We start from the raw sequence: 23,195 nt of genomic DNA, 5'->3' as shown, positions 1-23,195 counted from the left end.
TTATTGGGCCAACCGGAATGCGGTCAGCTTTCCATCAACGTTCTGCACCAGCAAGATGCCGTCAGCGACGACCGGCTGCGCCAGCAGAGCATCACCACCGCTCTTCTCACGCGCTGCCAGTTCGCCATCGCTCAACCGCAGCCAATGCAGATATCCCTTGTAGTCCCCCACCACGGCATAGTCACCCTGGATGGCGGCACCGGTCAGCGAGCGGCGCGCCAGCGCCTGCTGTGACCACATTGCCGAGCCGGAGGTCTTGTCCAGCCCGTACACCACACCCTTGCCATCGGTGACCACGACATTGCCCGAGGACACCGCAACACCACCGCCACCGCCGTGGTCACGCGACCACATCGGGCGACCGGTCGGGCCTTCAATGGCCATGGTCTCGTTCTTGAAGCTGGTCACAAACAGCGTATTGCCTTCCAGCACCGGCGCACCATCGATGTCAGCCATGCGTTCCAGCTCGGTACGGCCTTCCGGCGTACCCACCATCTGTTCCCACAACGGGCGACCATCCTGCATCGCCAGCGCGGCGAGAGTACCGTCGTCGTTGCCGATGAACAGCACGCCCGGGCCGGTCACCACCGGCGCGTTGCCACGCACGGTCAAGGACGGCAATTCCTGCGAGTTGAACCAGCGCTGTTCGCCGGTGGCAGCGTCCAGCGCGGTGGTGCGGCCGTCATTGCTGCGCACGAACACCAGGCCCTGTGCCACGGCCGGCGCGGCGATCACTTCGCCGGTGACCTTGGACTTCCACTTTTCGTTGCCATTGGCCGCGTCCAGCGCAATCACCTGCCCGTCCAGCGTGCCGATCACCACCAGGCCGTCACCAACGCCCGGGCCACCGGAAAGACGCAGCTTGGGCTTCTTCTTTTCCTTGGCCGGGCTGTATTCCCAGACTTGCTTGCCGGTCTGCAGGTCGAGCGCGTGAACGCCCCCCTGCACCGCCGCCGCGTATACGCGGCCGTCAGCCACGATCGGCGCCTGGCGCAGGCCGATACGGCCCTCGCCCTTGCCGACGTTCGCCGACCAGATCTTGTCGACCTTGACGCTGGCCTCGAACTTGGTCAGCTCAGCAGGCTCCAGCGCCTTCTTGGCCTCCGCGTCCTTGCCCGCGAACCAACCCTTGACCGTCGAACAACCGGTCAATGCCACTGCCATCAAGGCAACGCCTGCAACTTGCTTGAACTTCATCAATTCTTCTCCGCTGCAGGATCAGCCACGGTGCCGCCGGCGTCCATCAATTTGGTTTCCAGCAAGCGGCGCTGCGGTGCAGCCACGTCCAGCTTGGCCAGCGCTTGGGTGTACAGCTCGCGCGCTTCATCACGCTTGTTCTGCGCCATCAGGGCGTCAGCACGGATCTCCAGACCCGCGCTGTCGTCAGCCTTGCCCAGCAGGGTCGCTGCGTCCTGTGGCTTACCGGTTTCAATCAACAGGCGCGCAATGCGCTGGTCGATCAAGGCCTTGAACTCACCCTCGGTCTTGAGCGCACGCAGGGTCTTGATCGCGTCCTCGTACTTGCCCGCCTCGACCTGGGCCTTGGCCAGTTCCAGCGATGCCAGGTCAGCATAGATGCTGGCCTTGCCACCACCCAACGCCGCAACCTCCTTGGCCGCCTCGTCCAGATTCTTGGACTGCAGGCTGCGAGAGACGGCTTCGTAACGGACGTTGGCCTCGGCAAGCTTGCCGACCTGCTCTTTCTGCCACCACTGCCAACCGGCAATAGCACCAATGCCGAGAACTACTCCGCCGATAATCCCGGCGCCATTCTTGCGCAGCCACGTGCGGACACGTTCGCTTTGTTCGTGCTCGTCGAGCAGGTCGTCAATCGCCATGCGTACTCTCGCTCACCCTGGCGGGGAGCCTTGTTGTTTTGTTCAACGCCTGGTTTCAGTGCGAAACCGGCGCCACGGAGCCTTCAGAGGATACCGTAAAGCGGGCCACATTGCCGCGCTTGTACGGCGCCAGGTCGACGTTACCCGTCGCCTGCTGAACCTCGACCTCGGCCGCATTGCCCAGCACCATGCGCCCCACCTGACCTGCGGTGAAGCTGCGGCTCTCACCGGCGCGTATCAAGGCTTTTTCGACGGTGGTGCCATCCGGAGCGGAGATCTCCACCCAGCTGTCGCCCTTGAAATTCAGGGTCAGTGCCGACGGAGCAGCAGCCGCCGCCGGCCGCGCCATGGGAGCCATCGAGGCGATGTAAGGACCGGTATCTGCAACCGGTGCCGCTGCCGGCGCCTGAACAGGCGCGACCGACTGCCCGACGGCAGCGGCGACAGGAGCCGGTACCGCATCCAGCGAAGCGGTGCTGGGCGGGGCGCTATTGGAACTGCCACTGATCACATACCAGACCGGCACCGCCAGTACCGCCGTGATCACCACGTACACGGCACGACGCCCGATATTCTCGGCCGCACGCTTCAACCGCGGGGTGTGGGTATGACTGACCAGCTTGGGCGGCTCGACCGGCGCGATCCGCGCCTGTTCCAGCAAGCCCCCAAGGTCGACCTTCAACAGGCGCGCGTAACTGCGCAGCTGACCACGCACGAACACCGATGCACCCAAGCGCGACCATTCTTCGGCTTCCAGCGCGGCAACCACCTGCTGCGGCATGCGCAACTGGGCGGCAACCTGGTCCAACGACAAACCGGCGGCCTCACGCGCCCTGCGCAGCTGCTCACCACAACCCACTACACCATCTAAAGCATTTACACCCGGATCGTTGATCACAATGCGTCAGCCTTGGGGATTCGAGGTTGCTGGCGAAGGAAACTCTTCGCGCAACCGCTGCTGGAACCGACCGGCAGCCGTCCTGTCGCCGAGTCGCTCTTCAATCTGAATGGCAAGTTGTAACACGGAAACCGTGGCCGGCGCAGCCGCCAAACGCCGCTGGTAGAAGGCCCTGGCCTCAAAATAGCGACCGTGCAGCACTTCATTGCGGGTCATGGCCTCCAGCGCATAAGCATTGTCCGGCGCCAATCCCAGTGCCTGGCGAAGATTGTCCTCGGCCCGTTCACGCTGCCCCGCATCCAGGGCGCAGCCGCCAGCATTGGCCAGGGCATCTGCGCGCCCGTCATAGTTCGGATCAGCCAAGGCCCGATCAAACCAGACCAGAGCCTCTGCCGGGTGGCCGCTGCCACACAACCAAGCTCCGTAATTATTGAGTACATCGCCCTGCTGCGGAGCGAGCTCGGCTGCCTTGCGGTACAGCACACCTGCCGCCTCGGCGTTGCCTTTCTGCCCCTCAATCACCGCCTGCATGGTGTAAGCGTCAGGCGATCCGGACTCCAGCTTCTGTGCTGAGCGCGCAAACTGCAGGGCTTCGTCCAGCTGCCCGCGCCCGAAGCGATCACCGGAAAGGCGCAGAAGCTCCTGGTAACGCATCCGCTTGTGCGCGGTCTTGTCCTGCTTGACGCTGTAATCCGGCGCCATGATCTGCGGGCGTTCGATCGTGAGCTTGTCCCGCACGCACCCTGCACTGAGCGCGAGCAGGACCAACAGCAGTAGCCAGCGATCAGGCGACCGCATCCCCGCCTTCCTGTTCCTGCAGCAGGCGATTGAACTCGGCCTGGCGACGGGTACGATCCATCACCTGGCCCTTGAGCTGGCCGCAGGCGGCATCGATGTCGTCACCACGGGTGCGGCGAACCATGGTCAACACCTGTGAATCCAGCAGGATCTTCTGGAATGCACGGATCTGCTCCTCGTCCGAGCGCTCATAGCGCGTACCCGGGAACGGGTTGAACGGAATCAGATTGACCTTGCCCGAATCCTTGGCCTGCACGGCGTTATCGAACTGGCGCATCAGCCGTGCCAGCTGGCGGGCGTGCTCAGGCTGATCGTTGATGCCCTTCATCAAGGTGTATTCAAAAGTCACCGAGTCGCGCTTCTTGTTGCCGCGCAGGTAACGCGCGCACGAAGCCATCAGCTCGGCAATCGGGTATTTCTTGTTGAGCGGCACCAGCGTTTCGCGCAGCTCGTCGTTTGGCGCATGCAGCGACACCGCCAGCGACACATCGCTCTCGACCGACAGCCGATCGATCTGCGGCACCAGGCCCGAGGTGGACAAGGTCACCCGCTTGTTGGCCAGGCCGTAGCCCAGGTCATCGCGCATGATGCTCATGGCGCGGATGACGTTGTCGAAATTCATCAACGGCTCGCCCATGCCCATCATCACCACATTGGTGAGACGGCGCATCTGGTGCGGCACGTTGCCCAGGTGGCGCGCGGCAACCCACACCTGGCCGATGATCTCGGCGGTGGTCAGGTTGCGGTTGAAACCCTGGGTAGCAGTCGAACAGAAGGTGCAGTTCAAACCGCAGCCGACCTGCGAGGACACGCACAGCGTGCCGCGGGTCTTGTCGGGGATGTAGACGGTTTCGATGGCGTTCTTGCCATCCACGCCCATCGCCAGCAGCCACTTGTGGGTGCCGTCGTTCGAGGGTTTGTCGAACACGATGTTCGGGACGACGACCTCGGCATGCTGCTGCAGCTTGGCGCGCAGCGACTTGCCGAGGTCGGTCATCTGGTCGAAATCGGTGACGTAGCGATGGTGGATCCACTTCATCACCTGATGGGCACGGAACTTCTGCTCGCCGAGGGTTTCGACGAAGAACTTTTCCAGGCCCGCGCGATCAAGGTCGAGCAGGTTCTGCTTGCCAGCGGTGGCTGCCGTTTTCGGCAACGGCTGGATGGCGGGTGTCTGTACGACCTCGTTCACGACTTCAACCTCTAATTAACGCGAAACCACTTCGGTGGCAGCAAAGAAGTAAGCCACTTCGTTGGCTGCGTTCTCGACCGAATCCGAACCGTGGGCGGCGTTGGCGTCGATCGAATCAGCGAAATCAGCGCGGATGGTGCCCGGCGCTGCGTCCTTCGGGTTGGTGGCGCCCAGCAGGTCGCGGTGGGCCAGGACGGCGTTCTCGCCTTCCAGGGCCTGGATCATCACCGGGCCGGAGATCATGAACTCGACCAGCGCGTTGAAGAACGGACGCTCGCGGTGCACGGCGTAGAAGCCTTCGGCTTCACGGCGCGACAGCTGCTTGTACTTTGCAGCGACAACCTTCAGACCGGCCTTTTCGAAGCGGGCGTAGATTTCACCGATCACGTTCTTGGCAACGGCGTCGGGCTTGATGATGGAAAGAGTGCGCTCGAGCGCCATGGAAATTCTCCGGTAGTGGGCCGGTCGGCCCGAGGGTACATGAAAAAACCCGCGTGCGGACGCGGGCTTAGCCTGAATTGCGGTGGCTAATTCTACCGGGTGACCCCGACGTTTGCACAGCGGCAGATGAATGATGCTGCGCCGCAGCATGACCCAGGCGGGCGGCCGGGCGTAGGATCCAAACAATCGTTTGATTGATTGAGCCAGCCATGGGCAAACCCGCCAGCTTCTCCACCAAGGACCGCATCCTCGGCGCGGCCGAGGAACTGTTCGCCCAATACGGCTTTGCCGGCACTTCACTGCGCCAGGTGACCAGTCACGCCGATGTAAACATTGCTGCGGTCAACTACCACTTCGGGTCCAAGGACAACCTGGTCAATGAAGTGTTCCGCCGTCGCATGGACGAGATGACCGCCGCCCGCCTGGGCCAGCTGCAGCTGGCACGCAGCAGCCAGCCCGGCGATCTGCGTGCAGTACTGGCAGCCTTCGTCGAGCCCGCCCTGGCCTTGGCCCAGGACCGCCAGAGCGGCGGCGCCTTCGTCCGCGTCATCGCCCGCGCCTATGCGGAGAAAAACGACAACCTGCGCAAGTTCCTGTCCGACCACTACGGCCATGTGCTGCGCGAGTTCGGCAAGGCCATCGACGCCTGCATCCCGGGCCTGAGCAAGGAAGAGCTGTACTGGCGCCTGGACTTCCTGGCCGGTTCGCTGACCTATGCCATGGCCGATTTCGGGCTGATCAAGCGCCCCCACAACATCAGCGAGGCCGAGCACCGCAGCAAGGCCGCGCAGGAATTGATCCATTTCGCCGAAGCCGGGTTCCGCGCCAGCGTGCGTAATCCGACCTCCCCCGTCGTTCCCTGATCCAACCGTCATCGCAGACCAAAGGTTTATCGATATGTCCAATTCCCTGCTTGTCCGCCGCGCCGCCGTACTTGGCGCAGGCGTCATGGGTGCGCAGATCGCCGCCCACCTGACCAATGCCGGCGTCGACACCGTGCTGTTCGACCTGGCCGCCAAGGAAGGTCCTGCCGACGGCATCGTGCTCAAGGCCATCGCCAACCTCGGCAAGCTGAGCCCGGCCCCGCTGGCCAGCAAGGCGCTGGCCGAAGCCATCACCCCGGCCAATTACGACTCCGGGCTGGAGCAGCTGCGCGACTGCGACCTGATCATCGAAGCCATCGCAGAACGGATGGACTGGAAGCAGGACCTGTACAAGAAGATCGCGCCGTTCGTGAACGAACACGCGGTACTGGCCTCCAATACCTCGGGCCTGGGCATCAACAAGCTGGCCGACGTGCTGCCGGAAGAACTCCGCCACCGTTTCAGCGGCGTGCATTTCTTCAACCCGCCGCGCTACATGCACCTGGCGGAGCTGATCCCGGCCAAGACCACCGACAAGTCGGTGCTGGAAGGCCTGGAAACCTTCCTGACCACCAACCTGGGCAAGGGCGTGGTCTACGCCAAGGACACCCCGAACTTCATCGGCAACCGCATCGGCGTGTTCTCGATCCTGTCGACCATCCACCACACCCAGCAGTTCGGCCTGGGCTTTGACGAAGTGGACGGCCTGACCGGGCCACTGGTCGGCCGCCCGAAGTCGGCTACGTATCGCACCTCCGACGTGGTCGGCCTGGACACCATGGCCCACGTCATCAAGACCATGGGCGACACCCTGCCCGACGACCCGTGGCACAAGTACTTCAACGCGCCGGTATGGCTGGGCGCGCTGATCGGCAAGGGTGCATTGGGCCAGAAGACCGGCGCCGGCATCTTCCGCAAGGTCGGCAAGGACATCATGGTCATCGACCTTGAGAAGCAGGACTACCGTCCGGCCGACCGCGTCGCCGCACCGGAAGTGGTCGAGATCCTGAAGATCAAGAACCCGGCCGAAAAGTTCGCCAAGCTGCGCGAAAGCCAGCACCCGCACGCTCAGTTCCTGTGGGCGACCTTCCGCGACCTGTTCCACTACAGCGCCTACCACCTGGCCGACATCGCCGAAACCGCGCGCGACGTCGACCTGGCCATCCGCTGGGGTTACGGCTGGTCCTTGGGCCCGTTTGAGACCTGGCAGGCTGCCGGTTGGAAGCAGGTGGCGCAGTGGATCGCCGACGACATCGCGGCCGGCAAGAGCATGAGCAATGCCCCGCTGCCGGCCTGGGTACTGGACGGCCGTGACGGTGTGCATGCCGCCGAAGGCAGCTACAGCCCGTCGCAGAACGCACTGATGCCGCGCTCGTCGTTGCCGGTGTACCAGCGCCAGCGCTTCCCGGACGCACTGCTGGGCGAGAAATTCGCGCAGGGCGAAACCGTGTTCGAGAACGACGGCATCCGTCTGTGGACCGACGGCGATGGCATCGGCGTCATCAGCTTCAAGACCAAGATGAACACCGTCTCCGACCAGGTCCTGGACGGCATCCAGCACGCGATTGCCTTGTCCGAGAAGCAGTTCAAGGGCGTGGTGATCTGGCAGAACAAGGAGCCCTTCTCTGCCGGCGCCGATCTGTCCGGCGCACTGGGCGCGTTGAAGGCTGGCAAGTTCGCCGAGTTCGAGGCGATGGTTGCCAACTTCCAGCGCACCAGCCAGCGCATCAAATACGCAACCGTGCCGGTTGTCACCGCGGTGCGCGGCCTGGCGCTTGGCGGCGGCTGTGAATTCCAGATGCATGCGGCCAAGTCGGTTGCGGCGCTGGAGAGCTACATCGGCCTGGTGGAGGCCGGCGTCGGCCTGTTGCCTGCTGGTGGCGGCCTGAAGGAAATCGCCGTGCGCGCCTCGCAGGCAGCTGGCCCGGACGGCGACGTGTTCGCCGAACTGAAGAAGACCTTCGAAACGGTTGCCATGGCCAAGGTCTCCAACTCGGCGGTCAACGCCAAGGAATTGGGCCTGATGCGCGGCACCGACAAGGTCGTGTTCAACAGCTTCGAGCTGCTGCACATCGCCAAGGCCGAAGTCACCGCGCTGGCCGAAGGCGGCTACCGTCCGCCGATGCCGGCACGTCGCATCCGCGTGGCCGGCGACGTTGGCATTGCCACCTTCAAGATGATGCTGGTCAACATGCTGGAAGGCCGCTTCATCAGCCCCTACGACTATGAGATTGCCGAGCGCATCGCCACCGTGTTGTGCGGCGGCAAGGTCGACCGCAACAGCGTGGTCGACGAAGAGTGGCTGCTGACCCTGGAGCGCAAGCACTTCGTCGAACTGGCCCAGCAGGAAAAGACCCAGGCCCGCATCGCGCACATGCTGACCACCGGCAAGCCGCTGCGGAACTGTGGCCGGGGGCCGGGGGGGGGCGGTGCCCGCGCCGCCCTCGCCCGCCCTCACGCTCACACCTATTGAAGAGATCACTGCAATGACCAAGCAAATCCAGGACGCCTACATCGTCGCCGCCACCCGCACCCCGGTTGGCAAGGCGCCCAAGGGCATGTTCCGCAACACCCGCCCGGACGACATGCTCGCCCACGTACTCCGCTCCGTGGTCGCACAGGCCCCGGGCGTGGACGTCAACCGCATCGACGACGCCATCATCGGCTGCGCTATGCCTGAAGCCGAGCAAGGCATGAACGTGGCGCGCATCGGCGTGCTGCTGGCAGGCCTGCCCAACACCATCGCCGCGCAGACGGTGAACCGCTTCTGCTCGTCCGGCCTGCAGGCCGTGGCGATGGCCGCTGACCAGATCCGTCTGGGCAACAGCGACCTGATGCTGGCCGGCGGCACCGAGTCGATGTCGATGGTGCCGATGATGGGCAACAAGATCGCGATGGCACCGAGCGTGTTCGACAACGACCACGTCGCCATCGCCTACGGCATGGGCATCACCGCCGAGAAGGTCGCCGAGGAATGGAAGGTCTCGCGCGAAGAACAGGACGCATTCGCCCTGGCCTCGCACCAGAAGGCCATCGCCGCGATCCAGAACGGCGAGTTCAAGGACGAGATCAGCCCCTACGACATCGTCTCGCACCTGCCTGACGTGGCCGATGGCAAGCGCATCATCACCCGCACCAAGCTGGCCGACACCGACGAAGGCCCGCGCCTGGATTCGTCCGCAGAAGGCCTGGCCAAGCTGCGCCCGGTGTTCCGCAACGGCCAGTTCGGCGGTTCGGTCACTGCAGGCAATTCCTCGCAGATGAGCGATGGTGCCGGTGCGGTGCTGCTGGCCTCCGAGCAGGCGATCAAGGACTACGGCCTGACCCCGCTGGCCCGCTTCGTCAGCTTCTCGGTCGCCGGCGTGCGCCCGGAAGTGATGGGCATCGGCCCGATCGCGGCGATTCCGAAGGCACTGAAGCAGGCTGGCCTGAGCCAGGACCAGCTGGATTGGATCGAGCTCAACGAAGCTTTTGCCGCGCAGTCGCTGGCGGTCATCCGTGATTGCGGGCTGGATCCGTCCAAGGTCAACCCGCTGGGCGGCGCCATCGCCCTGGGCCACCCGCTGGGCGCCACCGGCGCGATCCGCACCGCCACCCTGCTGCACGGCCTGCGCCGTCGCCAGCAGAAGTACGGCATGGTCACCATGTGTATCGGTACCGGCATGGGCGCTGCGGGTATCTTTGAATCGCTGTAAGCGGTTTGCTGTTGCGCTGATTGAAGAAGGCGGCCTCATGGCCGCCTTCTTCGTTGTTTTCCCCGCACTCTAGCCACTGTCCGAAACACATGTAGTGCCGAGCCATGCTCGGCAAGCACTTTCCAGACAGCTAAGCTCTACAGAACAGCAGCAGCCCCAAGAAAGCAAAAAGGCGGCCTCCCGGCCGCCTTTCAACAACGCTGACAAACAGCATCAGCGCCCACAATGCCAGCCAGCAGTCACTCCGCCAGCATCCTCTGCATCATCTCGCGCGCCGGCCCAGCCAACTTCTCGTTCTCCAGCGCAAAACGCATAGTGGCCTCGACCAGGCCCAGATGCGTACCGCAGTCAAAACGCGTACCTTCAAAGCGATACGCATCTACCTGCTCGGTCTTGAGCAGCTGCGCGATCGCATCGGTCAGCTGGATCTCGCCACCTGCGCCGGCGCCGGTGGCCTCCAGCAACTCGAAGATCTTCGGACTAAGCACGTAGCGACCAACGACCGCCAGATCACTCGGCGCATCTTCCGGCTTCGGCTTTTCAACGATCTGGCTGATATGCCCCTTGCGGCCATCAAACTTGTCGGTGGCAACGATGCCGTAGCTACCGGTCTTGTCGTGCGGCACGTCTTCCACCGCAATGACGCTGGCGCCGGTGGCAGCATTCAGATCGGCCATCTGCTTGAGCGCGCCGTCGCCGCGGTTCCAGATCAGGTCGTCCGGCAACAGCACCGCGAACGGCTCATCCCCAACGATCGCTTTGGCACACAGCACGGCATGGCCAAGACCAAGCGCTTCGGTCTGGGTCACGAACACCGCACGCACGCCCTTGGGCAAAACGTGCCGAATCAGCTCCAGCTGCTCCTGCTTGCCAGCGCGCTCCAGCTTCTGCTCCAGTTCGTAGGCCTTGTCGAAGTAGTCAGCGACCGCATGTTTGTAGCGGTTGGTGATGAAGATCAACGTATCGCAACCGGCCTCGATCGCCTCATCAACCGCGTACTGGATCAACGGCCGATCAATGATCGGCAGCATTTCCTTCGGCACGGTTTTAGTGGCCGGCAGGAAGCGCGTTCCAAGCCCGGCAACGGGGAATACCGCTTTTTTGATTCGACCGTGCATCAGTGACTTCTTCCACCTTCTTTGGAGTTGGGAAACGGAACAATATTGCCCCCCGCCGACTGTTCCGTCACGTCTTCGGCAGACATGAATTCGGGAATCGTTGCCGAAAGGATAATGCGCATCGCCTCCACATCATAGGCTGCAACAGCCTTCCGGAGTGCCGCCACGTTGTTCAATACCAACTCTGGAGAGAACTCGCGCACCCCTGCGGCCATTACTTTCGGATGCGCCGTCGGCTGGCAGTTCTCGTCGGCGTAGAACAAGCTCTCGTGCAGCTTCTCCCCCGGGCGCAAGCCGGTGTAGACGATGGGAACATCGATCCCGGGCTGCTTGCCCGCCAACCTGATCATCTGCTCGGCAAGGTGGCGAATGAACACCGGCTCGCCCATGTCCAACATGTAGATCGCCCCACGTGAAGACGAAGCCGCCGCCTGCAGAATCAACAGACAGGCCTCCGGAATCGTCATGAAATAGCGACTTACATCGGGATGGGTGACGGTAATCGGGCCGCCCTTGCGGATCTGCTCACGGAACATCGGCACCACGCTCCCCACCGAGCCCAGCACATTGCCGAAACGAACGGTGACAAAGCGGGTGTGGGCGCTGCGCCGGTTCAAGCTCTGGCAGATCATCTCGGCGTAGCGCTTGGTTGCGCCCAAAGCATTGGCCGGATCAACCGCCTTGTCGGTCGAAATGAAGACGAAGTTCTCGACCCGCGACTCAATACAGGCTGTTGCAACACATTCGGTCGACAAGGTGTTGTTGCGCACTGCTTCGCGCAACTGTGCCTCCAACAACGGCACTTGTTTGTAGGCGGCAGCATGGAACACCGTATCGGGGTTGTAGCTATGCAGCGCGTGGCGGATGACCGCGGGATCGCCGCAATCACCTAGCACGCAGTGGATCTCCAGATCCGGGAAGCTCCTGCTCAGCTCCGCCTGGATGTTGATCATCAGCAGCTCGCTGATTTCCAGAACCACGATGCGCGATACGCCATGCCGTGCGCACTGACGACAAAGCTCCGAACCAATGGAGCCACCACCGCCAGTCACCAGCACGGTACGCCCGCGCAGCCAGCTGCGCAGCAGCTCCCAATCCGGCAGGATGGGCTTGCGCCCAAGCAGGTCCTCGATGGCGACTTCCTTGAGCTGACCTGGCAGCGAGCTGCCTTCCAGAATATCGGTCAATCGCGGAACCGTGCGGAATGGCAAACCGGTGCTCTCACAAAGTGCTACCACCCGCTGCATGCCCGCGGCATCAAGCGTGGGAATTGCAATGACCAGCAGTTTGGCGCTGGTCTCTTTTGCAACCACCGCAACCTCGTCCAAGGTGCCGAGAATTGCCGCGCCATGCAACCAAGCGCCCTGCAGATGTGGGGAGTCATCCAGCAAGCCCACCGGCTCATAGTCGCCGGACCGACGCAGATCCTTGATCAGTGACTCGGCAGCCTGACCGGCCCCCAATACCAGCACGCGCCGTGCGCGGGCATCCGAATGCTGTGCCTGGTAGTCCTTCCATGCTCGGTAAAGCAGGCGGGGTCCACCCAGCATCGCGGACAACGCGAAGGGGTAAACCACCAACACGGATATTGGAATACCTTCCAGACGACGATAGGAAAACACCATGACTATCGCCAGCAGCCCGATGAAGCTGGCCTTGAAGATATTGATCAGGTCGGCAACCGACGCAAATCGCCACAGGCCCCGGTACAGCCCAACCTTCCAGAACGCGACCGCCTGGATCGCAATGACCGCCGCAACATCGAGCGAAAACCAGGGATGAACGGGACCGGCATCCAGCAAGGCAAAGCGTGCCATCAGCAGTAACTGCCAACACAACCAGACCATCACCAGGTCGTGAAGCATTACCGCATAGCGTGGGCCACCGCCAACAAAGCGCTCGAACCAAGACGCCATAAAGAACTCTGTCCTTAATTAAGTGCCTTCGCACGCAGAAGGGCCCATGCCAGTGCCGTAGCAGCCAGCCAGGTAACACCCCCTGCCCACCCCCAACCTAGGGGAAGCCTTGAAAATTGCACTGCAAGTGTAAGCCCCACAAGGCTGAAGAGCGAATACCCCAGCGTAACAGCTACGTGACTGTATTCACGCTTCACAAAGCGTTGATACAGATGCTGGGTATGCGGCTGCATCCATTGCTCGCCTTTCAGCATTCGTGAAAACAACGTGAAGCCCGAATCCGCCAGAAATACCGCCGGCAACATCAGCCACAGTACCGGCGCCCTGTCGGTAACACTCAGCCCAAGCGCCAGCAGACCGGCCACCAGATAGCCAAGCGCGCCACTACCCACGTCACCCATGAAAATCCGAGCCCGGGGAAAGTTGAATGGCAGGAATCCCGCACAACCTGCTGCCAGCACCCAGCCGGACAACGCATAGGGCGCCGGCAGCATCCATGCCGCCCCCAGCCCGACCAGGATGGCCTGGGTAGTGGCCAAGCCATTGATGCCATCCATGAAGTTCCAGATGTTCACCAGCGACACGGCCAGTCCAAAACAGAACACGGCCTTCAGCAGACTACCGGTGCCCAGCCATACCAATACCGCCAGCATCAGTCCGGCCAACAAGTGAACGCATAGCCGTGGCAACGCGGGCAGCGAACGGTGATCGTCCCACCAGCCGATTCCCGCCACCATCAACAGGCCAAGCGCGAACACCAACAGCACGAGCGCATGGCCCGGCAACCACACAGCACCCAACGCGCAGGCCAGCAGTTGTGAAACCACAATGCCGATGCCGCCGCCGCGGGGAGTCGATACGATGTGACTGCGACGCTCACCAGGCTGGTCGATCAATTGCTGCCAGCGCGCATAGCGGATCGCCAGCCAGGTTACCGCTGCTGCGGTAGCCAGCACCAGCAGCACCAACCAGTAATGCGGTCCCGGCACTCAGAGCACCGCGAAGTTCAATAGCGGCTTGACCGTACCCCATTCCTTGCAGCTGGGACACTGCCAGTGGTGCGTCCGCGCACCGAAGCCGCAACGCGTGCAGCGATAGGCTGGATTGCGGACCAGCAACTGATCGGTGATGTGCTTGAGGTCCTGCAGGGTGGCGACCGGATCAGCACCTTCGGCCAAGGTCAGATCGATCAAGGCGGACTCACCGCGCACCGATGGCCGATCCTTGAGCTGGCGCCCCAGATAGGCGCGTGCAGGTGCCGGCCCCTCCTGCTCTTCCATCAAGCGGGTGAGCGCCAACACCGGCGCGATGCCGCGGTAGTGCTCGGTCATCTCAGCCAGGAACGCACGTGCGCCTGCGAGATCACCGACATTGCGGTAGTTCTTCAGCAACTGCGGCAGGATTTCGGGCAGGTAGTCCGGATCATTGCGTGCCGCCCGCTCAAACGCGCGCACGGCCGCTTCGTCGTTGCCGAAATCGCTTTCCAGGCGACCTTCGATGATGCCTGCGCGCACACTCATCGCATCGGCGACATTGGCCCGGTTGATCGCCGCACGCGCGTCATCCAACCGCCCGGCCGCGCGGTAACGCTCGGCCAGTTCGCATTCAAACTGCCCGATCAGCTTGCCCATCGGCTCGTCGGTGACCGCTTCATAGCGGGTTGCGTTCTCGATGGCCTTTTCCCAATCGCGCTCGGCCTGGTAGATGCCGATCAGATGTTTCAAGGCCTGCGGGGCACGCTGGTCGAGCTGCGCCAACTCGGTGAACACGGTTTCGGCACGATCCAGCAGGCCGGACTTCATATAGTCCTCGCCGAGCGCAAGCAAGGCCTGCACGCGCTGCGTGTCACTCAGGTCATTGCGATTGACCAGACCTTGGTGCAGGCGGATCGCCCGGTCCACTTCACCACGACGACGGAACAGGTGTCCCAGCGCAACCTGGGTCTCGAAGGTTTCCTTGTCCAGTTCCGCAATATGCAGGAACAACTCGATGGCCTTGTCCGGCTGCTCGTTGAGCAGATAGTTCAAGCCGCGGAAATAGGTACTGGAAAGACGGGTGACCTGATTCTCGCTGTGGCGTTGACCACTGCGACGACCAATCACCCAGCCGGCGATCGCGGCAACCGGCAGGCACAGGAAAAACCAGAACCACTCACTGATGAAGGCCATCGTTGCTCAGCGTCCGTCAAAAGGAGAAGGCGTCTGCGCGGCAGGCGCAGCAGGTTCTGATGCCGTCAGGGCAGCAGCTTTGTTGGCGCGACGCAGTTTGGTGTACATCGGCACCACCAGCGCCGCCATCACCATGCCCCCGCCCACCAGGGCGCCGAGCAACAGCGATGCAATGATTGCGATACCCGAGGTGGTCTTGAGCACCCAGAACGCAAGGCTGATTTCGATGGGCTGCGAGTTGAGCGAGCCGATCACCAGACCGCCTATCAACACTGCCAGCAGAATCACTAATCGAACGGTCTTCATGCGCCGGCTTACTCCTGTAACAAGAGCCCGTAGCTTACCGTTCAGCGGAAGAAATGGCAGCAGTCAATCTGCTGCGCAACACCCAGCCAGGACCACTCAGGCAGGGTCGCTTTCCAGCGGCACCACAGAACTGACGCGCTCGCGCAGCTCCTTGCCCGGCTTGAAATGCGGCACATGCTTGCCCGGCAGCGCAACCGACTCACCCGTCTTCGGGTTGCGGCCAAGACGCGGCGGGCGGTAATGCAGGGAAAAACTGCCGAAACCGCGGATCTCGATGCGATCGCCGGAGGACAGCGCCCCACCCATCATTTCCAGCAACGACTTCACCGCCAGATCGACATCATCAGCCTTCAGGTGCGCCTGATGGCGCGCGAGGATTTCGATCAATTCGGATTTGGTCATTGCGTACTCGTCAATGGCAGGGTCTTACCCTGAAACGGCCCGGACTGATGACCGGGCCGCCAGGTCAAATCTACAACAGGAAGCCGATTACTCGGACTTGTTGCCGTTCAGCTGTGCACGCAGCAGCGCGCCCAGCTGGGTGGTGCCGCTGGAAGCCGAAGAGGACTGGTATTCCTCCAGCACTTCGCGCATTTCCGCATCGTCCTTGGCCTTGATCGACAGCTGCAGGGTACGGCCCTTGCGATCCATGCCCACGAACTTGGCTTCGATCTTGTCACCGACCTTCAGGAACTGGGTCGCGTCGTCGACGCGTTCGTTGGCGACGTCACGTGCCGAAACGTAACCTTCGATGCCGTCAGCCAGCTCGATGGTTGCGCCCTTGGCGTCAACTTCCTTCACGACGCCTTCGACCTTCGAGCCCTTCGGGTTGGCAGCCATGTACTGACCGAACGGATCCTGCTCAAGCTGCTTGACGCCCAGCGAGATGCGCTCGCGCTCCGGGTCGACGGCCAGGACCACTGCGTCCAGGGTGTCGCCCTTCTTGAAGTTGCGAACCACGTCTTCGCCGGTGGTGTTCCAGCTGATGTCCGACAGGTGAACCAGGCCGTCGATGCCACCGTCCAGACCGATGAAGATACCGAAATCGGTGATCGACTTGATCTGGCCGGAAACCTTGTCGCCCTTCTTGAAGATGGCAGCGAAGGTTTCCCACGGGTTGGCAGCAACCTGCTTCATGCCCAGCGAGATACGACGACGCTCTTCATCAACGTCCAGCACCATCACTTCGACTTCATCACCAACCTGGACAACCTTGGACGGGTTGACGTTCTTGTTGGTCCAATCCATCTCGGACACGTGCACCAGGCCTTCCACGCCCGGCTCGATCTCAACGAACGCGCCGTAATCGGTCACGTTGGAGACCTTGCCGAACACGCGGCTGTTGGCCGGGTAACGACGTGCGATGTTGTCCCACGGATCTTCGCCCAGCTGCTTCAGACCCAGCGAAACGCGGTTGCGCTCGCGGTCGAACTTCAGCACGCGCACGTCCAGCTCGTCGCCGACGTTCACGACTTCGGACGGATGGCGCACGCGCTTCCATGCCATGTCGGTGATGTGCAGCAGGCCGTCGATACCGCCCAGGTCCACGAATGCACCGTAATCGGTCAGGTTCTTGACGACACCCTTCAGGATTGCGCCTTCCTGCAGCTTGTCCATCAGCTGCTCGCGCTCTTCCGAGTGCTCGCTCTCGACAACTGCACGACGCGACACGACCACGTTGTTACGCTTGCGGTCCAGCTTGATGAGCTTGAATTCCAGCTCCTTGCCTTCCAGGTAGGCCGGGTCGCGCACGGGGCGCACATCGACCAGCGAACCGGGCAGGAATGCGCGGACATCCTTGATATCCACGGTGAAACCACCCTTGACCTTGCCGCTGATGCGACCGGTGATGGTTTCGTTCTTTTCCAACGCTTCTTCCAGCTCGTCCCACACCATGGCGCGCTTTGCCTTCTCGCGCGACAGGACGGTTTCGCCGAAGCCGTTCTCGATCGAGTCCAGTGCAACCTTTACCTGGTCGCCCACGCCCACGTCGATTTCACCAGCGTCGTTACGGAACTGTTCGATCGGCACGATGCCTTCGGACTTCAGGCCGGCGTTGATCACGACCACGTCGCCGCGGACTTCAACGACGGTACCGATAACGATGGCACCGGGCTTCAGCTTGGCCAGATTGGCCTGACTGGCTTCAAACAGTTCTGCAAATGATTCGGTCATTAGATTTACTCAGTTGAACATATGGACAGCGGATCTGTTGCGAAAACCCGTACTGTCCAGCCTGTTGGACGACCCCATGACAGCGGCCGAAGGTGAATGAAAAAGCCCACCACGCACCATTGCGCAGCGGGTTGTTGCAACATCTTTGCTACGACTGCGATCGATCAACTGACCGCACTCAACGCTGCGAGGATCAGGCTTCCTTGGAAACCAGACCCAGCACCTTGGCAACGACGTCGTCGATGCCAATACCGCTGGTGTCGATGAGGATGGCGTCATCGGCCGGCCTCAGGGGCGCCACTGCGCGCTGTGCATCACGGGCGTCGCGGGCCATGATCTCACGCAGGAGGTCTTCAAAGTTAACCGAAACCCCTTTTTCTTTCAACTGTTTATGCCGCCGCTCGGCCCGCTCCTCGGCGCTCGCGGTCAGGAAAACCTTGAATGGGGCATCAGGAAAGATGACGGTTCCCATATCTCGGCCATCAGCCACCAACCCGGGCAAAACCCTGAATGCGCGCTGACGCTCCTTCAGCGCGGCCCGCACCTCCGGGATGGCGGCAATGGCCGAGGCCAGTGCTCCCGTCGTCTCCAGACGCAGCTCATCGGTGGCGTCGCTGCCGTTGACCAGTACCCGCAGGCTCTCGCCCTGCTCGATGAACTGGACCTTGGTGTCAAAGGTGCAGCGCACCAGCGCCGAGGCATCGGAGGTATCGATATCAGCCCAGCTGGCGGCCACACCCACGGCGCGATACAGCGCGCCGGAGTCCAGGTAATGCCAGCCCAGCTGGCGGGCAATGATGCGGCTGACAGTACCCTTGCCAGCCCCGGACGGGCCATCAATGGTGAGAACGGGAGGCAATTGGCTCATTTAAACGCCTGTCTGGAACGAGATTCGGGCTATTCTAACGCCCCGCACTGCCCTGCCCGCACCCGTTTGCACGCAAGCACTTGAACTGGCGCGGAAATACCCAGTAGAATGGCGGGCTTGAACGGGCGTTACCCTGCATATCCGCGGCCACGCTCCTAAGATCTCCTTACCAGTATCCGCCGAGGTATGTCATGAAAGTTCTGTCCTCCCTGAAGTCGGCGAAGACCCGTCACCGTGATTGCAAAGTTGTGCGCCGTCGCGGCAAGATCTTCGTGATCTGCAAGTCGAACCCGCGCTTCAAGGCTCGCCAGCGCTGAGCCAACTGGCGCAAGCCAGGGCTTGATCCTCAGGGGTCAGGCAACGCCAAAAAGCCGCCTTCCGGGCGGCTTTTTGCGTACCGGGCCAGGCACCGCGGTGACGCATGGCTGAGTGCATGCAGCAACAACGACGCAGGACCACACTTTCATCGTCAATTTTTGCTGTAATCCCAACCTGTCCTCTGGGGAGATGTGACCATGAAGCACGCATTCAAGATTCTGAGCCTGATCGCCGTCCTTGCCGCCGCGCCGGCAGCGCAGGCTGACACTTTGCTGATCGAGCGCGCACAGGAGAAGCCGGCCCAGGCCATCCCGGCCCGCGGCCAGAGCATGGCCGAGGTGGAAGCCCGCTTCGGCGCACCGAGCGAGCGCATGGACCCGCGCGGCGGCCAGAAACGGCAATGGCCAACCATCAACCGCTGGGTTTATCCGGCTTTTACCGTGTACTTCGAGAAGCAGCGCGTGATCGACGTGGTCGCCCGCCAGGCCGGCCCGGATGAAATCGGGCCAAAGCCACCGATCCGCTGACCCCTTTCCAGGCGGCAGGCCCCGGCCTGCCGCCCCAACGCCCGACCGGGCAAAAAGCATCCGAGAAGAATGAACGAAACGCTCCGCTTTCCAGCCGAATGGGAAACCCAGTCCGGCGTATTGATCGCCTGGCCGAACGCCGACACCGACTGGGCCGCGCGCCTGGCCGAGGTTGAGGAAACCTACATCGCCCTGGTCAGCGCCATCACCCGCTACCAGCCGGTGCTGATCTGCGTGGCCGATGACGACATCGAGACCTACGCGGAAATGCGCCTGCGCTCGAACCGCGTGGACATGGATCGCGTGCAGTTCGTCACCGCACCTTACGACGACACCTGGTTGCGCGATTCCGGCCCGATCACCCTCAAGCGCGCCGACGGCAGCTTCCAGCTGCTGGATTTCCGCTTCACCGGCTGGGGCGGCAAGTTCGAAGCCAGCCTCGATGACCAACTTGTCGGCGTGCTCGACCAGGCTCAGGTGTTCAACAACGCGCAGGTTCGCAGCATTCCGTTCGCGCTGGAGGGCGGCGCCATCGACACCGACGGTGCCGGCACCCTGCTGACCACCTGGAAGTGCCTGCACGAACGCCACCCCGAGCGCGACCGCGATTCACTCAGCACCGACATGGCCAGCTGGATGCAGCAGGACCGCGTGCTGTGGCTGGACCACGGCTACCTGGAAGGCGACGACACAGACGCGCACATCGATACCCTCGCCCGCTTTGCCTCGGCCGACAGCATCGTTTACCAGAACTGCGACGACCCACAAGATTCGCATTACGCCGAGCTGCAGGCCATGGGCGCCGAACTGGCCGCACTGCGCACCAGCGACGGCAAGCCGTATCGCCTGTTCCCGCTGCCCTGGGCGGAGCCGGTTCTGGACGAAGGCCGCCGTCTGGCAGCCTCGTACGCCAATTTCCTGATCATCAATGGCGCGGTACTGATGCCGGCCTATGGCGACGCCGCCGATGGTGTCGCGCGTGACGTACTGGCACAGGCTTTCCCCGACCGCGAAATCGTGCAGGTTCCCTGCCGCTCGCTGATCTGGCAGAACGGCAGCCTGCACTGCATCACCATGCAGCTGCCAGCCGGCCTGCTGAAAAACTGAGCTGATCCACCTGTAGAGCCGAGCCATGCTCGGCTGCTGTTCGTTCCGGCGTCATGAAGCACGGATACGCGACGTGCTGTTCAGCCGAGCATGGCTCGGCTCTACCGTAAAGGCGCCATCTCCGCAGCCCCTCCGTTCAGCCCAGACCGCATTGCCGGCCCACATCCGCGTTAACATTCGTCCTTTCCCCCGCAGGATCGCAGCATGAACTCGCGCAGCCCTCTTACCGTCGCCTTGGTGCAGGAACGAAACCACGGTGATGCCGCCGCCAACCTGGCCGTGATTGATGCACGCGTAGCCGAGGCTGCCGCGCAGGGCGCGAAACTGGTGCTGCTGCAGGAACTGCACAACGGCGCGTACTTCTGCCAGCACGAATCGGTGGATGAGTTCGACCTGGCCGAGCCGATTCCCGGCCCCAGCACCGAACATCTCGGCGCCTTGGCCAGGAAACATGGCGTGGTCATCGTCGGCTCGCTGTTCGAGCGCCGCGCCGCTGGCCTGTACCACAACACCGCCGTTGTCTTCGAAAAGGACGGCACCTTGCTGGGCAAGTACCGCAAGATGCACATCCCCGATGACCCGGGCTTCTACGAGAAGTTCTACTTCACTCCCGGCGACATCGGCTTCAAGCCGATCGAGACCTCGGTGGGTCGCCTCGGCGTGCTGGTCTGCTGGGACCAGTGGTATCCGGAGGCCGCCCGCCTGATGGCCCTGGCCGGTGCCGAGCTGCTGCTCTACCCGACCGCGATCGGCTGGGACCCGGACGATGTGCAGGACGAGAAGAACCGCCAGCGCGATGCCTGGGTGCTGAGCCACCGCGGCCATGCCGTTGCCAACGGCGTGCCGGTGCTGAGCTGCAACCGCGTCGGCCACGAAGCCTCGCCACTGGGCGCTTCCGGCATCAACTTCTGGGGCAACAGCCACGTGCTGGGCCCGCAAGGTGAATTCATCGCCGAAGCCGGCACCGATGCAACCCTGCTGGTCTGCGACGTCGACCTGCAGCGCAGCGAGCACGTGCGCCGGATCTGGCCGTTCCTGCGTGACCGCCGCATCGATGCCTACGGCGACCTGCTCAAGCGCTACATCGACTGACCGGACCTGACATGACCCTGCAGCTGCGCACCGCAACCCCCGCTGACATCCCGGCCATCACCGCGATCTACGCGGTGGAGGTGCGCGAGCTGGTGAACACCTACGAGTACGAAGTCCCCACCGCGGCGGAGATGGCGCAGCGCATGCAGGACATCACCACGCGCGGCTTTCCCTATCTCGTCGCCACCATCGACGGCGAGGTAGCCGGTTACGCCTACGCCAACAGCTACCGCGCCCGCATCGCCTATCAGTGGACCGTGGAGAACTCGGTCTACGTCGATGCTCGCTTCCAGGGTAAAGGCATTGGCAAGGCCTTGATGCAGGCCTTGATCGACGAATGCACCGCACGCGGCTTCCGGCAGATGGTCGCGGTGATCGGCGAACCGATCAATACCGCGTCGATCAAACTGCACGAACGTTTTGGCTTTGAGCTGGTTGGCGTGTTCCGCGGCCTTGGCCGCAAGCACGGTCGCTGGCTGGACACGGTACAGATGCAACGCGCACTCGGCGACGGTGCCGACAGCGCCCCATCCAATGAATGAAGCAATGACTGACTCCTCTATCGAAACCGGCGGCGAACTGCTCGCCGGCCAGCCTGTGCGCGTGGTTGAACGCGACGGCGTGCGCTACACCTTGCTGGGCACCGCCCACGTCTCTGCAGCCAGCGTACAAGCGGTTGAGCAGGCCATCGCCAGCGGCCAGTACGACGCGGTCGCAGTCGAGCTGGACCCGCAGCGCCTGCAGGCGCTGACCAACCCCAACGCCTTGGCACAGCTGGATCTGGTCGAAGTGATCCGCAAGGGCCGCGTGGCGCTGTTTGCCGCCAACCTCGCGCTGGCCGCTTACCAACGCCGTCTCGCCGAGCAGTTGGGGATCGAACCCGGTGCTGAACTGAAGCGCGCGGTGGAACTGGCCAAGGCCAACGACCTGCCCGTGCACCTGATCGACCGCGATGTCGGCCTCACCTTCCGCCGCGCTTCGCAGAGCCTGGGCTTCTTCGGCAAGGTCAAGCTGGTGATGGGCCTGGGCGCCGGCCTGTTCTCATCCGAGGATGTAGGCGAAGAAGAAATCGAGAAGCTCAAGCAGGGCGACATGCTGGAGTCGAGCTTCGGCGAATTCGCCAATGAAAGCCCGGCGCTGTATCAAGCCATCATCGGCGAACGCGACCGTTACATGGCTACGCGTCTGCGCGAGGAACACAACAGCGAGCAACGCAATGTGCTGGCAGTTGTTGGCGCGGGTCACCTTGCCGGACTGGCCCGTTACCTGGAAACCGACACCGACGCCCCTGGCCCGCTGCGCGAGCAGCTGGAATCGGTGCCGAAGAAGCGCAACATCCCGTGGATCACGCTGGGCATCCTGGCCATCGTGCTGGGCGGGATCGGGTTTGGTTTCTGGAAGGGCGGCATGGGCATGGGTGCCGACATGCTGCTGACCTGGGCGATGTTCACCGGCGGCCTGGCTGGCTTGGGTGCATTGCTTGCTGCCAGCCATCCGTTGAGCATTCTGACCGCGATCGTGGTTGCGCCGTTCAAGCCCTTCCGTTTGAGCATTCCCACCGGTGCGTTTTCGGCGCTGGTGGAAACGCGCCTGCGCAAGCCGACGTATCAGGATTTCCTGCAACTGCGTGATGATGCGCAGAGCCTGAAAGGCTGGTACCGGAATCGCGTTACCCGCATCGTGCTGACTTTCATGCTGACCAATATCGGCAGCATGCTGGGACTGTGGCTTACCGGTTTCAGTGTTTATGGGAAGTTGGCTGGGTGAGGCCTTTGCTTTGAGGCCTTTGCTTTGAGGCCTTTGCTTTGAGGCCTTTGCTTTGAGGCCTTTGCTTTGAGGCCTTTGCTTTGAGGCCTTTGCTTTGAGGCCTTTGCT

General features: G+C 62.6%; 22 protein-coding genes and 1 pseudogene. 9 read left to right on the top strand and 14 right to left on the bottom strand.

What is annotated here, in order from left to right; all coding sequences use genetic code 11:
* Genes bamB through ndk form a run of 6 tightly spaced genes read right to left on the bottom strand, consistent with a single transcriptional unit; the run spans position 1 to position 5,167 of the window.
* A complete protein-coding gene (bamB, locus tag ACVOLI_RS14070; protein WP_481614892.1) occupies positions 1-1,197 on the bottom strand; it encodes an outer membrane protein assembly factor BamB in 1,197 nt (398 codons plus the stop codon).
* Positions 1,197-1,838: a YfgM family protein gene (locus tag ACVOLI_RS14065; protein WP_481614891.1), complete on the bottom strand. Its 642-nt coding sequence runs from the start codon at positions 1,836-1,838 to the stop codon at positions 1,197-1,199. Before ACVOLI_RS14065 ends, bamB begins: the two co-directional genes overlap by 1 nt.
* A gap of 55 nt (positions 1,839-1,893) precedes the next feature.
* A complete protein-coding gene (locus tag ACVOLI_RS14060) occupies positions 1,894-2,736 on the bottom strand; it encodes a helix-turn-helix domain-containing protein (protein WP_481614890.1) in 843 nt (280 codons plus the stop codon).
* 6 nt (positions 2,737-2,742) lie between these two features.
* On the bottom strand, positions 2,743-3,510 hold the full coding sequence (gene pilW, locus ACVOLI_RS14055; RefSeq protein ID WP_481614897.1) for a type IV pilus biogenesis/stability protein PilW: 768 nt from the start codon (positions 3,508-3,510) through the stop codon (positions 2,743-2,745).
* Positions 3,511-3,520: 10 nt separating this feature from the next.
* Complete coding sequence (gene rlmN / locus ACVOLI_RS14050; RefSeq protein WP_282267646.1) at positions 3,521-4,726, bottom strand: dual-specificity RNA methyltransferase RlmN; 1,206 nt, start codon at positions 4,724-4,726, stop codon at positions 3,521-3,523.
* 15 nt (positions 4,727-4,741) lie between these two features.
* Positions 4,742-5,167 carry a nucleoside-diphosphate kinase gene (gene ndk, locus ACVOLI_RS14045; RefSeq protein ID WP_057628193.1) on the bottom strand — a complete coding sequence of 142 codons (426 nt, stop codon included), beginning with the start codon at positions 5,165-5,167 and terminating at the stop codon, positions 4,742-4,744.
* 209 nt (positions 5,168-5,376) lie between these two features.
* Here ndk and ACVOLI_RS14040 point away from each other — a divergent pair, with 209 nt between their 5' ends.
* From ACVOLI_RS14040 to ACVOLI_RS14030, 3 genes and pseudogenes are all read left to right on the top strand, one after another.
* Complete coding sequence (locus ACVOLI_RS14040; RefSeq protein WP_282267645.1) at positions 5,377-6,030, top strand: TetR/AcrR family transcriptional regulator; 654 nt, start codon at positions 5,377-5,379, stop codon at positions 6,028-6,030.
* A gap of 34 nt (positions 6,031-6,064) precedes the next feature.
* A pseudogene (locus tag ACVOLI_RS14035) lies at positions 6,065-8,434 on the top strand (3-hydroxyacyl-CoA dehydrogenase/enoyl-CoA hydratase family protein); the annotation flags it as partial.
* Between the two features lie 82 nt (positions 8,435-8,516).
* On the top strand, positions 8,517-9,725 hold the full coding sequence (locus ACVOLI_RS14030; protein WP_481614889.1) for an acetyl-CoA C-acyltransferase: 1,209 nt from the start codon (positions 8,517-8,519) through the stop codon (positions 9,723-9,725).
* A 239-nt stretch (positions 9,726-9,964) separates the two neighbouring features.
* Here the strand turns inward: ACVOLI_RS14030 and galU are convergent, their stop codons facing one another.
* From galU to cmk, 8 genes are all read right to left on the bottom strand, one after another.
* Complete coding sequence (gene galU / locus ACVOLI_RS14025) at positions 9,965-10,843, bottom strand: UTP--glucose-1-phosphate uridylyltransferase GalU (RefSeq protein WP_481614888.1); 879 nt, start codon at positions 10,841-10,843, stop codon at positions 9,965-9,967.
* Positions 10,843-12,759 (bottom strand): polysaccharide biosynthesis protein, encoded by a 1,917-nt coding sequence (locus ACVOLI_RS14020; RefSeq protein ID WP_481614887.1) that lies wholly within the window; start codon positions 12,757-12,759, stop codon positions 10,843-10,845. The genes galU and ACVOLI_RS14020 overlap by 1 nt, the downstream gene beginning before the upstream one ends.
* Before the next feature lie 14 nt (positions 12,760-12,773).
* Entirely contained in the window at positions 12,774-13,724 is a 951-nt protein-coding gene (locus tag ACVOLI_RS14015) for an MraY family glycosyltransferase (protein WP_481614886.1), read from the bottom strand.
* Positions 13,725-13,748: 24 nt separating this feature from the next.
* Positions 13,749-14,927: a lipopolysaccharide assembly protein LapB gene (gene lapB / locus ACVOLI_RS14010; RefSeq protein ID WP_481614885.1), complete on the bottom strand. Its 1,179-nt coding sequence runs from the start codon at positions 14,925-14,927 to the stop codon at positions 13,749-13,751.
* Positions 14,928-14,933: 6 nt separating this feature from the next.
* Complete coding sequence (locus ACVOLI_RS14005) at positions 14,934-15,233, bottom strand: lipopolysaccharide assembly protein LapA domain-containing protein (RefSeq protein ID WP_481614884.1); 300 nt, start codon at positions 15,231-15,233, stop codon at positions 14,934-14,936.
* Between the two features lie 96 nt (positions 15,234-15,329).
* Positions 15,330-15,635 (bottom strand): integration host factor subunit beta, encoded by a 306-nt coding sequence (locus ACVOLI_RS14000; protein WP_057628209.1) that lies wholly within the window; start codon positions 15,633-15,635, stop codon positions 15,330-15,332.
* Between the two features lie 87 nt (positions 15,636-15,722).
* Positions 15,723-17,408, bottom strand: coding sequence for a 30S ribosomal protein S1 (gene rpsA / locus ACVOLI_RS13995; RefSeq protein WP_481614883.1), 1,686 nt, complete (start codon positions 17,406-17,408; stop codon positions 15,723-15,725).
* Between the two features lie 193 nt (positions 17,409-17,601).
* Positions 17,602-18,276, bottom strand: a complete 675-nt coding sequence (gene cmk / locus ACVOLI_RS13990; protein ID WP_481614882.1) for a (d)CMP kinase — start codon at positions 18,274-18,276, stop codon at positions 17,602-17,604.
* Positions 18,277-18,467: 191 nt separating this feature from the next.
* On the opposite strand from cmk, the gene ykgO reads away from it, so the two are divergent.
* The 6 genes from ykgO (at position 18,468) to ACVOLI_RS13960 (ending at position 23,087) form a co-directional block, all read left to right on the top strand.
* Positions 18,468-18,593 carry a type B 50S ribosomal protein L36 gene (gene ykgO / locus ACVOLI_RS13985; RefSeq protein WP_057628212.1) on the top strand — a complete coding sequence of 42 codons (126 nt, stop codon included), beginning with the start codon at positions 18,468-18,470 and terminating at the stop codon, positions 18,591-18,593.
* Between the two features lie 198 nt (positions 18,594-18,791).
* Positions 18,792-19,121 (top strand): hypothetical protein, encoded by a 330-nt coding sequence (locus ACVOLI_RS13980; RefSeq protein WP_481614881.1) that lies wholly within the window; start codon positions 18,792-18,794, stop codon positions 19,119-19,121.
* Between the two features lie 69 nt (positions 19,122-19,190).
* Entirely contained in the window at positions 19,191-20,228 is a 1,038-nt protein-coding gene (locus tag ACVOLI_RS13975) for an agmatine deiminase family protein (protein WP_481614880.1), read from the top strand.
* Between the two features lie 204 nt (positions 20,229-20,432).
* Positions 20,433-21,320, top strand: coding sequence for a carbon-nitrogen hydrolase (locus ACVOLI_RS13970; protein WP_481614879.1), 888 nt, complete (start codon positions 20,433-20,435; stop codon positions 21,318-21,320).
* A gap of 11 nt (positions 21,321-21,331) precedes the next feature.
* On the top strand, positions 21,332-21,862 hold the full coding sequence (locus tag ACVOLI_RS13965) for an N-acetyltransferase family protein (protein WP_481614878.1): 531 nt from the start codon (positions 21,332-21,334) through the stop codon (positions 21,860-21,862).
* A complete protein-coding gene (locus ACVOLI_RS13960) occupies positions 21,855-23,087 on the top strand; it encodes a TraB/GumN family protein (RefSeq protein WP_481614877.1) in 1,233 nt (410 codons plus the stop codon). Before ACVOLI_RS13965 ends, ACVOLI_RS13960 begins: the two co-directional genes overlap by 8 nt.
* The last annotated feature ends 108 nt before the right edge of the window (positions 23,088-23,195 follow it).

The organism is Stenotrophomonas sp. STEN029, assembly GCF_056760015.1.
Note: the sequence above shows the minus strand (reverse complement) of the source record. Positions and strands in the feature narration are given on the sequence as shown.